The organism is Alexandriicola marinus (assembly GCF_004000435.1).
GTDB classification, from domain to species: domain Bacteria; phylum Pseudomonadota; class Alphaproteobacteria; order Rhodobacterales; family Rhodobacteraceae; genus Alexandriicola; species Alexandriicola marinus.
Map to the genome: position 1 here is coordinate 1 of NZ_RBVZ01000027.1, position 12643 is coordinate 12643.

Here is a 12643-nt window from a genome sequence, read left to right on the forward strand (position 1 = left end):
CGGCCGATAACTGGGGCGCGGTCGACGTGCCACTCGCCGAGGAAACCGAGGCCTACGAGGTCGAGATCCTCGACGGCGCAACCGTGGAGCGGGTGCTGAACACGACCACCACCAGCGCGGTCTACACCGCCGCAGACCAGACCGCCGATTGGGGCGCACCGCTCGCCACCGGCGACAGCCTCACCGTCCGCATCTACCAGCTCTCCGCACTTGTCGGGCGGGGCGCGCCGAAAACCGTCACGCTCACGTTCTGAAGGCCATCCCATGTCCGACGCCACGACCCATCTCCTGCTGCCCTACATCCTTGCGGCGCAGGCCCAGAAGCACGTCACCCACAACGAGGCGCTGCGGATCCTCGACGGGCTCGTCCAGCTCTCCGTCCTCGACAGGGATCTGACCGCGCCGCCTGGTAGTCCGGCCGATGGCGACCGCTACATCGTCGGCTCGGGCGCGACGGGCGACTGGGCGGGCTGGGACCGGAACGTCGCGCTCTGGACCGACGGCACCTGGCTGCGGCTGCCGCCACGGACTGGCTGGCGGGCATGGGTCGAGGATGAGGGCCTGCTGCTCGTCTATGACGGCGGGGGCTGGGTCGGCACCACACCGGCGGCGCTGCAGAACATGGCGCTTCTCGGGTTGGGCACCACGGCGGACGCGTCGAACCCGTTCTCGGCCAAGCTGAATGCTGCGCTCTGGACGGCGAAGACCGTCGCCGAGGGCGGCACCGGCGATCTGTTCTACACCATGAATAAGGAGGCCGCAGGCGACGATCTCGGGCTCACGCTGCAGACCGGCTTCGTCACGAAGGCGCTGGTCGGGCTGTTCGGCTCCGACAGGTTCCGGCTTGCGGTCTCCGCCGACGGCAGCACCTTCTTCGACGGGCTCAGCGTCGACAACGCGAACGGCATCGTCGATCAGCCGCGATTGCCGCGCTTCAAGGCGTACACCAACTACGACAACTATGTCGGCGTCGGGAGCTGGACGAAGATCGGCCTCAACAACACCGACTATAACGATCAGGGTGCCTTTGATGCCGGGACCAACCTGTTCACAGCGCCCGTGGACGGCACCTACCTCTTCGGCGCGACGCTGCTCTACAAGGTCAATTCCAGCACCTCGGCCCGGATGCGCGGGCGGCTCGTGCTAAACGGCGGGACCGAAATCCGAGGGTCTTATGGCGAGATCAGTGGCGCGCATGTCTCGGAAGCCACGGCCCTCTGGCTGCAGACGATGGTGCCGCTGGTGGCGGGCGATACCATTGAGCTCCATGGGTATTTCCGCGCGCAGGATGGGTATTTCGCGGCCGATCACACGTCCCTTTGGGGCTGCAAGATCGGCTGATCGGAGAGAGGATTACCTCATGACACCACCCCGATCCGATCAGGGTTTCGTGCGCATGCCCGACGCCGAGTTCGAGGCGATGCTGGCACGGGCCGCCGAGAAAGGCGCCAAGCGCGCGCTCGCCGATGTTGGTCTCGACGGTGAAGAAGCGGCGCTCGATATACGGGATCTGCGATCATTGCTCGACTGCGTCCGGCTGGTGCGCCGCACCGCGATGCAGACCGCCGTCCGCATGATCACCACCGGCGTGATGCTGGCGCTGCTCGCGGGCATCGCGATCAAGCTCAAGATCTTCGGTGGCGGTCCATAGCCGCTCGCCACTCCAAACTGTCAGTCCAATCGACCCGCCTCCGAGGCGGGTCTTTTCGTTTCTGGAGGATACCATGACGACGACCTTTTACGACCATTGGCGCGATGTGCCGGAGAAAGCCTGGCGCTGGCCGAATTTCAGCCCGGCCGAAATTGCGTGCCGCGGCACCGGCAAGCTGCTTGTCAACGAACCCGCACTCGACAAGCTGCAGGCACTGCGCGACCGGCTGGGCAAGCCGCTGATCGTCCGTTCTGCCTTTCGCAGTCCCGAACACAACCGCTCCGTCGGCGGCGCAACCCGGTCGAAGCACATGGACGGTGCGGCCTTCGACATCGCCATGACGAACCACGATCCGGCGGCGTTCGAGACGGCCGCACGTGCGGTTGGTTTCCTCGGGTTTGGATTTTATCCGCGCTCGGGGTTCATGCATGTCGATCTCGGCCCCACGCGCCAATGGGGCGAGCGCTTCCCAGTCCGCGCGACTGCGTTCGCCGAAGAAACTCCACCAGCGCGCGAAGTGCTGGCCGACAGCCGCACCATGAAGGGCGGAGGCGCGGCTGGCGTGGCAACGTTGGGCGCAGCCGGGGTCGAGGTGGCGCAGGGCGTCCTGGCAGAGACCCAGACCGCCATCCTGCCGCTCGTGCCGTACCTCGACACGCTCCGCTGGGTGTTCATCGCCGTCGCGCTCGGCGGTATCGCGGTCACGATCTACGCTCGGCTCGATGACTGGAATCGGGGACGGCGATGATTGGTGGTCTTGTCGCTGCGCTCGCCGGATCGGCATGGGCACGCGCAGCGCTCCGCTACGGCGTCACAGTTTTTGCGATCCTTCTGTTCTTGCTGACCCTGCGCCGCTCCGGCGAACGCGCTGGTCGCCTGGCGGAACGCCTTGAAACCAGGGAGAAAGCCAATGAAGTTCAGCGAACGATGCTGGAGGCTGCGGCTCGCCGTCCTCGTAATCGCGACGAGCTTGTTGACCGGTTGCGCGACGGCGGGTTTTGAATCAGGCGGCGTGGCCGTGTGTCCACCGGTTGTGGAATACAGCAGGGAGTTTCAGTCTAGGGCGGCCGAAGAATTGGAGATGCTGCCGGACGGATCGGCCGTTGTCGAGATGATGGCGGACTATGCTGTCATGAGAGACCAAGCTCGGGTGTGCATATCCAATTGAAACGTGATGAGCATAGGCCGTTTCGAACCTATTCGACGACGGGATAAAACGGCTTGCCCCAGTTTTCATTTGGGTTGTCCATCATGATGTCGATGAAAACAGGCATCAGAAACCCAAGAATCTCAGCGCCATCCCGAACCTGCGCCCGGTTGACGCCGCTGTTCCAGGTCGATCCTCCGTGGACGAGTTGATTTCGCAGGACGTACAATCGGTCGAAGACGAAGCTCAGGACGCGCGCGGTGTCACCCGCTTGGAATGATGTCGCGAATGATCGGGCTGAGGTCTTGAAGCGTTCCTCCCAATCCTCAAACCCGCCAATCCCATTGTGGTATTGCCAGAAGGGATTGAAGACGTACCGGTTTTCCATGAGCATCCGAACAGGACCGGAAAACCGCTGCCACAGTGCCTTGTAGATGCGTTGGTCTTGATCAAGGGCGACCAGTCGAGCGAAGTACTCGACGAAAGCAGCGCGTTCTCCCGGGGCGACAGCCTGAAACTCCTGCTCGTCGGCGTATGCCGCGTTGAATGCGACCCAAAGGAAAATGAAACGCGCATCATCATCCTCGCCACAAGCTTCTGCACGGCCGATCCAACTGATGGCGCGGTGAGCGCGCAGCCCCATAGTTTCGGGGAAGCCTTCGCGAATGGCGCGTTGTTTTGCTTTCAAGGCTGCATGGTCGAGACCGTTTTTCATAGTAAATTCCTATTCAATATCGTCATGGCAGAGCGTCGAAATCCGACCTCTGGTGGCCCGCAATCAATTCGCGCAAGCCTTGGGGCGCCAACACGTCTACCTTGTCGCCCCATTGATAGAGGTGCCATGCCATTTCCAGCCAGCCCGCCGCCTTGAACCTGACGATCAGGCTGCCATCGTCCTGAGGCTCGACAACTTGGGTTGGGTGGAAAAGGAATTCGGCGGCTCGCTCAGCGGCTTCCGGTGAGAAGCGCCACACGACTTCGCCGTATTGTTCGGGGTCTTGATAGACACCAAACGCCTGAGCGGCATAGGTCTCTAAGGAGAAACCCGAGGCCAGTTGGAAGCTTTCGTTCAGAACCTCCGCTTCATGAATCCGATCCATGCGGAAGTTCAGGATGTCTACTCCACGCGTGGGTTGCCGTGCGACGAGATAGCTGCGGTGCCCCAGTAGCATGCCATGCGGCTCGATCACACGCGGCGCAGCGCCCTGCGCGCCATAGCTGACGCGCAGCCTGAAGGGACCGCGCAGCGCTTCGATGACAGCATCTGTCACGGCAGGCTTCAGCGTAACGGTAGGGCCCGGGCGCGTGACCTGGCCCAATCCAGCCAGCACTGCCTCTGCATCGGCCTCCGACCGAAGCGCGTCCCTTGGATTCAATCGCGCCAGCAGCCCGTCACGGAGATCCTCCAGAGCGCGCGAGTGCCGTATTCGCCCTTCATCGCGCGCGGTACGTGTCGCGATTTCCAGCGCTTCGATCGCCGTTTCCTGTCGGGGCTGCAGTCGGTCTGGCAACGGGGCGTCCATCCGCCAGTAACGCCGTCTTTCCGCATCGTCTGCGGTCGAGACGTTCACGAAAGTTGCTTCGAGAGCCTCAGTCATCCGTTGAGCAGTGCGATGCGAAACGTCGAACTCGGCGCAGATGTCCTCAAGGCTGACGCCACCTCTGCGGGACGCCGCCATCTGGGCAAGGCGAAGCAAATCCTGCGCTTTTGCAAAAGACATTTGATCTCCATGCCAGAAATTGACACCCTCAAACGGTATTGATGACCTTGCGGTCTGTCGAGGTGATTCCCTTGGAGATTGATTTGCATAGGTAATGGAGTAGCCATGAGGGATCTCGACGGTCGCATATTTTTGTCCGCCACGGATCTCATGCGCTTCACAGGGTGCGCACATGCGACCACCCTTGATCTGGCACATATGCGCGGAACGGGCCCGGAGCCGGGGGACGACACCGAGGACGCAGCATTGTTGCAAAAGCAGGGCGATGCGCACGAGGCCGCGCACCTTGCACATCTCAAGGAGGCCGGACGCACGGTCATGGAAATCGAGCGCGGCAAGCTTGGTGAAAACGCTGAAGCCACGCGCGCAGCGCTTACCGAAGGTCCGGATGTGGTGTTTCAGGGCGCGTTTCTGTCGGGGAACTGGGGCGGCTGGTCTGACTTCCTGGAGCGTGTCGAGACACCCTCGGCGCTTGGATCGTTCAGCTATGAAGTGGCCGACACCAAGCTGAAACGTCGGGCTGATCCCAAACATGTGCTTCAGCTGGTTCTGTATTCCGACCTGTTGGCGGAAATTCAGGGGGTGGTGCCCGAGTTTGCGCATGTCGAATTGGGCGACGGCACGCGCGCGACGCTGCGCCTGGCAGACTACTCTGCCTATGCACGGATGGCGCGCGTGCGGCTGGAAGCCTTCGTCGCTGACCCGCAGCCGACACGCCCGGTGCCATGTGCCGATTGCGGTCTGTGCCGCTGGGCTGATCATTGCAACAGTGTCTGGCAGGCCGAAGACAGCTTGTTCAATGTCGCCAATATCAGCCGTGGTCAGGTGAAAAAACTGGAAGCCGCGGGCGTTGACACGTTGGAGGGTCTCTCAACGCTGGATCGCCCAATCCGCGGCATGGCTGAAAACACGCTGGCCCGTTTGGTCACTCAAGCCCGCCTGCAGCAGGCCCGCAAAACGGGGGCGCCAGATTTCGAACTGCGGGCACCCGAGCCTGGAAAAGGCTTCGACCTCCTGCCGAAACCGCAGCCGGGCGACCTGTTCTATGACATCGAAGGCGACCCGCACTACGAGGGTGGCCTCGAATATCTGCACGGCATCTGGTTCGACGGGCAGTTCCAAGCGTTCTGGGCCCATGACCACGATGCCGAGGCGCGGGCATTGTCCGACTTGCTGGCGTTCTTTCGCGCGAGGATCACGCAGTATCCCAATGCTCGCATCTACCACTACGCGCCATACGAGATTACAGCGCTGAAACGCCTGACCACCAAATATGGGATCGGTGAGGCCTTTCTCGACCGGCTGTTGAGGGAACGCCGCTTCGTTGATCTGTTCGCCGTGGTCCGCGGCGGGCTGATCGGGTCGGAGCCGAACTATTCCATCAAGTCGATGGAGGCTTTCTACGACCGCAAGCGCGACGGCGAGGTCAAAACAGCGGGTGGCTCGGTCGTGGCCTATGAACGCTGGCGCGAAACGCAGGACCAGCAGATTCTGGACGAGATCGAGGATTACAACCGCGTCGACTGTATCTCGACCGAGGAATTGCGCGACTGGCTGGTCGGCATCCGGCCTGCTGGCCCTTGGCCGACACTTGCCCCGGATGCAGGTGATAAAGAGGTCGAAGATGACGCCGATACGCAAGCTCTGCGCAACTTGCTGGCAGCATCAGGTTTGCCGGAGGCGCGGCAGGATATGTTGTTCAACCTCGGCGTTTTTCACAGCCGCGAGGTGAAGCCCGCGCAATGGGCCGTATTCGATAGCGCTGCGAAGGACGAAGATGATCTGCTCGACGATCTCGATGCGCTTGGCGGGCTTGAGGCAGCGGGCCCTGTCGAACCCGTCAAGCGATCCTTTGCGCGCCGATACACCTATCCCGAACAGGAAACGAAACTGCGGAGCGGTAAGAAGGCGACGGTTCCGGTGTTCGACAGTCCCCCGACAACGGTCGGAATCGAGACCATGGATCGCCGCGCCCGCCAGATCACGGTCAAAGCAGGTCCCGGCAAGGCCGACCTTCTGGCGGATCAGCTAACGCTGCATCCGGACTGGCCGATCCAGACGGGTGTCATTGCCGGTGCTTTGCGCGATGTGATCGCCGATCAGTGCGGGGCGCGCCGGTACACGGCGGTGGACGACCTGCTGTCGCGCGCTGCACCGCGTCTAGGCTCAGGCCCACGAGGCGATCTTTTGGGCGGGGTAGAACCTGTAGCGGGCACTATTGCCGTGGTGAATGACATGGATGGAACGGTCCTGCCGATTCAGGGGCCACCTGGTACCGGCAAGACCTATGTGAGTGCACGCGCGATCCTGTCTTTGGTGCGCAAGGGCCATCGCGTCGGCGTCGCATCCAACAGCCACGAGGCTATCAGGAATGTGCTGATGGGCTGTCTTTCAGCGTTGGAAGACGAAGACCTGCCGATCAATCTCGAACTCGTGCACAAGGTTTCTGGCAGCGAGGATGGTTATCCCGAAGATTGCGATGTTCATCGTACGACCGACAACGCAGAGGCCGCCAACGGCGGGCATGTCGTGGGCGGCACCGCGTGGTTCTTCTCTCGCGACGAAAATGTTCAGGCCTTTGATTGGCTGTTCGTGGACGAGGCAGGTCAGGTCGGGCTTGCCAACATGGCCGCCATGGGTCGTGCCGCGCGAAACATCGTGCTTGTGGGCGACCCACGCCAGTTGCCGCAGGTCATTCAAGGAGCGCATCCCGAGCCTGCGAACCTGTCGTGTCTGGATTGGATGCTCGGTGAGCATGCGACGGTTCCAGCCGACCGGGGAATTTTCCTTCCCACATCCCGGCGTATGCATCCTGAAGTCTGTCGGTTCATCTCGGAACAGGTCTATGAAGGCCGACTGACCAGCCATCCTGATACCGCTCACCAGCGCGTGGCAGGCACGGCGCTCCCCGAAACCGGAGCTTTCTGGGTGCCGGTCCTGCATGAGGGTAATGCACAGATCGCACAGGAAGAAGTCGCCGCTATTGGCGAATCCGTTACTGAACTCCTTGACGGCAGCTGGACGGAGAAGGACGGCAGCACGCGGCCGATGCGCGAGACGGACATCATTGTCGTCGCTCCGTACAACGCTCAGGTGAACGCTCTGCGGGATGCCCTTCCATTGGGTGTTCGCGTCGGAACCGTGGACAAGTTTCAGGGTCAGGAGGCGCCGGTCTGCCTGGTTTCCATGACCGCATCTTCCGCCGAAGAAACCTCGCGCGGGATGGAATTTCTGTTTTCGCTGAACCGCATCAATGTCGCGGTATCACGCGCCAAGGGCCTCGCATTGGTATTTGGAGCTCCGCGATTGCGTGAGGCGAAGTGTAATACTGTTGAGCAAATGCAGCTGGTGAATACGCTGTGTGCTCTGCCATTGATCAAATTAAACGAAAGAGAGAATGCATGAGCGAGAACGATTGGTTTGTAATGCGTCCGCAGAAGGCTCAAGCCTATGGCCGCCCCGAGTCCGGTGGCTTCCTTGTCCGCAAGGACTCGACTGCGATGCGAGAAGGCTCCCCTCGTGTGAAGAGGGATCGCGAAGAGCGTGACCGTCTGGTTCGGCGGGGTGTCCTCGTCCCGGACAGCGACCCGGACTTGTATCGTTTTCGTGCGATCACCTCTTTGGCAGCTCCAGTGTGGCCGGGGGCATCGTCAAGGATGGAAACTGCAGTGGACCCCAAAGCTGGCGCAGGCCCAGTGATGGAAAGACGATCAAGGAAGCAATCGGCTAACCGTTTTGTTCGCGGTGATAGGGTCAAAGGTTAGGCGAGCAAATGAATAGTGAAATTTCTGGCAACGGATTAAAAGAAAACAGTCTTATGCGGCGCGACCTGAGATGCACTCAATGTCCGTGAACCAAGAGAGCAGCGCCAGAGCGCACGAAACGCACATGACAGGCGAGGCTTGGGCTGCGTTCATTGCAGCTGAGCTGAAATCTACGTGCAAGGCGTATATCGAGAAACCCGCCTTCCTTTTAGGCCATTCACGCACCGAAAAGCAGACCACGGCAGACTATGCTGGTCGTGAGCTTCTGGAGCTTGTTCAAAACGCGGCCGACGCGGCAAGTGAGGTGGGTGGATCAGGACGTGTCCTAATCGAGGTGACGCAGGATGCACTGTACGTCGCTAACACCGGGCAGCCGTTCCGGAAAGGTGGTGTCGCGTCCCTGATGACAGCACACACCAGCGACAAACCAACGCGCGCCGCGCGCATGATCGGCGCGAAGGGGCTAGGGTTTCGTGCGATCCTGAATTGGACTGAGGCCCCCATCATCAGCAGTGGTGCGCTTGAGTTGGGGTTCTCGCGGACCCACGCACGCGCCTTGGTTACTGAACTAGCTCATCAGAACGCTGAGATTGCTGCCAGCTTCAGCGGGGATAACCCCAACTTACCGCCATTGCTTGTGTTTCCCGCCACCGGTGCGGAACTAGACTCACTGGGTGATTGCGGCACGCAAGCTGTTGTGCGGCATGCACGTAGACTTCGGGAAGATGGATACGACACAGTTATCGCCGCACCTCTCGGCAGCACCAACGCACTGAAGAGGGTCGTTGAGCAAGCTACTCAGTTCCAGCCTAGCTTTCTCTTGTTCGTCCGAGCGTTGGACGAGATCCGCATTCGACTGCCCGGCCACGATGAGAAGCGATGGACAAAGGGCGTGAAAGACGATGGCGATATATCGCTGTTGCTCGAATGTGGTTCGGAGGCCAGCACTCAGGATTGGATCGTCAGGCAACGAGTAGGTACTATTGGAGAGGGAGAAAACGTACGGGAATTTGAACTCGCCATAGCGATAAGGTCTGGCGAAACGAACGCGCCTGGCAAGTTGCACAGCTTCTTCCCAACCTCTCTGCCGCTACCGTTCTCAGGCCTCTTCCACGCCACGCTGGAACTCGACTCTAGCCGCAAGACGATCAATGAAGATTCGCAGCATAACATCGAGGTTCTGCGAGCTCTTGGTCGTCTACACGCCGAGATGCTCACCGAGCTCCGCAAGATGGGCCGCATTTCCGAACCGCTGGACTGGCTTATTGCGCATCAAGAATTTCCAGACGCGCTGAAGCCAGTCTCAGAGGCCGCATGGCTGCGGGCAAAAGATCTACCCATCGTGCGGAGTATGGATCGTGTTTGGCGCAAACCCGACAAAGCACGAATTGGTCCAATAAATTACGCTGAATACCTGCCAGCACGGCTTTTTGGCCAACTCGCCAGCGTCAGTTCAACCGACGCAGAGGCGCTTCTGAGGCACGAACTGGGTGTGCCGATGGTGAGCACGAAAGACATTCTAAATACACTTAGGGCCGCAGATCTCAGTTTTTCCGAGCGCGCAAAGACGATAGTCGGCATCGCGAAGGCCTTTCCAGAAGACCAACACGATCGGCGTTTGTTGGTCGACATTAAAGGCAAGGAAATGTCATCGACGGCCACGGCATTTCCTCCTCCCTCCGATGAAGCCAAACGACACGGGCTTCCCGATTGGGCGAACGCGCGCTTCATCCATCCAGAGCTTTGGACCGAACTTCTGGCTGAGGCATCGGGCAACGTCGTCCGTGACAAAATCCACTCGTTGAAGGGGTTCCGGGTCGTCGAGTACAGCGCGGAAGCCGTTATCGCGGCGCTTCGCAGCAGAGTAACGGATCTTCTGAAGAAGAAGCGAAGCAATCCCGACCATCTGCAAGCGAGTTTGTTGGCCACCGTTTACTCTCTTCATGACCGGGGCCGAAACACGCCTCAAGGGGTCTTTCGGGTGCGATGCAAAGATGGACAATGGCGCGACATAACAACCGTTCATCTCTCTGAGCATTACGGAATAGTTGGACGCACCACGGCGGCTCTGTATCCTGGTCAGCCCGAACTGCTAATCGGCACCCCACTCGAAAATGGCTTCGGCGAAGAGCCTGATGATTTGGTCGAGTTCCTCATATGGCTCGGTATAAACCCATGGCCGCGTAAGATAAGCGAGCCTCTGCCTGTGAAATGGCGTCAATCGGTGATTGACGCGGTGCCAGAGAGCTTTCAGGTCACCGACGGAAACACCTCAAGAGAAATCAAAAGCTCGGATCTATCGTGGGGCTACACGGTAAATGCGGCTCATGACACTGTCGACGGACTTGAGCGTATTCTCAGCGATGCACCAGCCGAGGCCATTCTAGCATGGCTCGCTCATGACCCGCGGCTTGATCCACTTGCCCCCATTCCGGCTTTCAGCGTTAGGTTGGAAGCTCGAGAAAATGGCTTGTCAAAGTTTAGGGCATATCCGGGAACTCTCCCCAACACGGTTCATCTCGATATCCAGGCGAGCGCGTGGCTTGATTGCCAAGACGGACTGCGCCATGCCCCGAGAGATGCAATGATCGAGCCGGGAGTTCTCTCCGCACTATTCCAGGCGCCCCGTGCACGCAGTTCGACTAGCGAGATAGAATTCGGACTCGATAAGGCACATTGGCGGAGAGGCCTTGAGCGTGCAGGCGTGGTGCGAAATCTGGATGACCTCCCTGAATCTCAGGTGTATCGGCTTCTTGCGTCACTTCCATCAAGGCAGGTCAAGCCAGAGGTAGGGAGCAGACTTTTTCTCCAGATCTTGGAACGAGAAACGTTTGATCCGGAGCTTGGGGGAGTGGACGGAATTACATTTCGTGCAGAAGGAAAACTACCTGTCCAGTTTGGAGGACGCCGGATTTGGGCTGAACGGGAGGGAGTTTTTTACGCTCAGCGTGATGACTTCCCTTCAGTTGCAAAGTCCCATTTGCGCCTCCTTGATTTACCGTCTCGTCGGAATGCCAAACAGGTGATGGCGCGTTTCGGCGTCGCCACTTTGCAGAAGGATGCCCTCAATCTCAAGATTTGCTCCGTGGACGAAGTTGTAGAGGGCGATTCAATAACTTTGCGGTCACGCTTTGATCTATCGAAGCCTTATATAGCGGCACTGCGCAAAGCGCTATCTCCTGACGGCACTCATCTACGTCGCCTAGAAGCAGTTCAGCTTAAGGTCGCGGCTCATGCCGAAATGGAGCTGTCAATCGACGGCACCAAGATCGTCGAGAAATTGGACCCATGGCGTCACAGCTTCGATGGTGACACATTGGTCATTACGGTCGATGGAACCAGAAGCTTTGAAGAGGTGATGGATCTCGGATGCCATGCAGTGGCGGATGGGCTTGCGGAGCTTTTTGAACTACAAAGCGGAGCAGATTTTATGCCTTTTTTGGCGTCTTCTACGGATGCGCTGCGTCGCGCCCATCTTCAACGTGCCCTACCTTCATTTAGCGAGGACGAACTTGCTTCATTGATCGGAGGCGTCGATCACGCATTTGTCTCTCCGTTTGCACCAGACGTAGATGCGGAGACGATGGCTGCTGGTCCGGCAGTGGCCGCGCACAATTCACGCGATGGGCAAGCTTCATCCACGGCGGATAGCGGGAACCATGAGTCGGGACCAGACCCGGACGAGGTTCCAAGTGGAGCCAAACCGTCCGAAGTCGAGTTGACCGTTCAACAGCGTCAGCCGCAAAGCAATACATCGTTGGAGCGCACGTCTTTCCCGCGACGCACGCTACGCGTTTCTGGGCCTACAGGTCAGGTCCCAAATCCAAATGGTACCGACCCAAACCGTGCGGCGGATGCGGAGCATTGGACTGCAGCGTTCGAACGCGTTAACGGCCGTTGGCCCCAGTTGGTTGCCCACCTGCAGGGCACAAGGGCTTTTGGCTGTGACTATCTTACTTTTGACAGCGAAGAGGATCGTTCGGCGTTTCTGAAAAATCCGACAAGAATCGAACTGGTCAGCCGTTTTATCGAGACAAAGTCCGGCAGTGTTCGATTTTCGGACAATGAATGGCTAGCCGCAAACAACCTGGGTGAACGATACTTCATATATCGGATCAGCTTTAGCGAAGGAGGTCGCGATCAAGCCCAGCTGACTGTTGTGCGCAATCCTTCCGCTCGGGGAGACGCGATACGGACAGAAAGAGAATTGTTGGTCGACAAGGTGAACGGTCGAGAGGAATTTGACTTGGTAGTCGCCGATCCCCCAGCTGAAGAGCAGCCCAAAGCGCACCACGCTAAAGCAAAACAAACTTGAAGGCTGGAGAAGGTTAGAACGCGGTCCCGTTCCCACCGCCACTTG

Annotated in this window: 9 protein-coding genes; 7 read left to right on the top strand and 2 right to left on the bottom strand. The window is 59.5% G+C overall.

What is annotated here, in order from left to right; genetic code table 11:
• From EP376_RS21910 to EP376_RS21930, 5 genes are all read left to right on the top strand, one after another.
• The coding region (locus tag EP376_RS21910; RefSeq protein WP_420837140.1) for a hypothetical protein at positions 1-254 on the top strand (254 nt) is incomplete at its 5' end.
• 10 nt (positions 255-264) lie between these two features.
• Positions 265-1341: a DUF2793 domain-containing protein gene (locus tag EP376_RS21915; protein ID WP_127657629.1), complete on the top strand. Its 1077-nt coding sequence runs from the start codon at positions 265-267 to the stop codon at positions 1339-1341.
• Between the two features lie 19 nt (positions 1342-1360).
• Entirely contained in the window at positions 1361-1651 is a 291-nt protein-coding gene (locus EP376_RS21920) for a DUF6127 family protein (RefSeq protein ID WP_037207576.1), read from the top strand.
• A gap of 73 nt (positions 1652-1724) precedes the next feature.
• Positions 1725-2399 carry a YcbK family protein gene (locus EP376_RS21925; protein WP_127657630.1) on the top strand — a complete coding sequence of 225 codons (675 nt, stop codon included), beginning with the start codon at positions 1725-1727 and terminating at the stop codon, positions 2397-2399.
• Entirely contained in the window at positions 2396-2653 is a 258-nt protein-coding gene (locus EP376_RS21930) for a hypothetical protein (protein WP_127657631.1), read from the top strand. The genes EP376_RS21925 and EP376_RS21930 overlap by 4 nt, the downstream gene beginning before the upstream one ends.
• Positions 2654-2847: 194 nt before the next feature.
• Here the strand turns inward: EP376_RS21930 and EP376_RS21940 are convergent, their stop codons facing one another.
• Both EP376_RS21940 and EP376_RS21945 read right to left on the bottom strand, forming a co-directional pair.
• On the bottom strand, positions 2848-3513 hold the full coding sequence (locus EP376_RS21940) for a HEPN domain-containing protein (protein WP_164745039.1): 666 nt from the start codon (positions 3511-3513) through the stop codon (positions 2848-2850).
• 22 nt (positions 3514-3535) lie between these two features.
• A complete protein-coding gene (locus EP376_RS21945) occupies positions 3536-4519 on the bottom strand; it encodes a helix-turn-helix transcriptional regulator (protein ID WP_127657632.1) in 984 nt (327 codons plus the stop codon).
• 105 nt (positions 4520-4624) lie between these two features.
• On the opposite strand from EP376_RS21945, the gene EP376_RS21950 reads away from it, so the two are divergent.
• Positions 4625-7924 (top strand): TM0106 family RecB-like putative nuclease, encoded by a 3300-nt coding sequence (locus EP376_RS21950; RefSeq protein WP_127657633.1) that lies wholly within the window; start codon positions 4625-4627, stop codon positions 7922-7924.
• A gap of 483 nt (positions 7925-8407) precedes the next feature.
• Positions 8408-12598, top strand: a complete 4191-nt coding sequence (locus tag EP376_RS21960; RefSeq protein ID WP_127657634.1) for a sacsin N-terminal ATP-binding-like domain-containing protein — start codon at positions 8408-8410, stop codon at positions 12596-12598.
• The last annotated feature ends 45 nt before the right edge of the window (positions 12599-12643 follow it).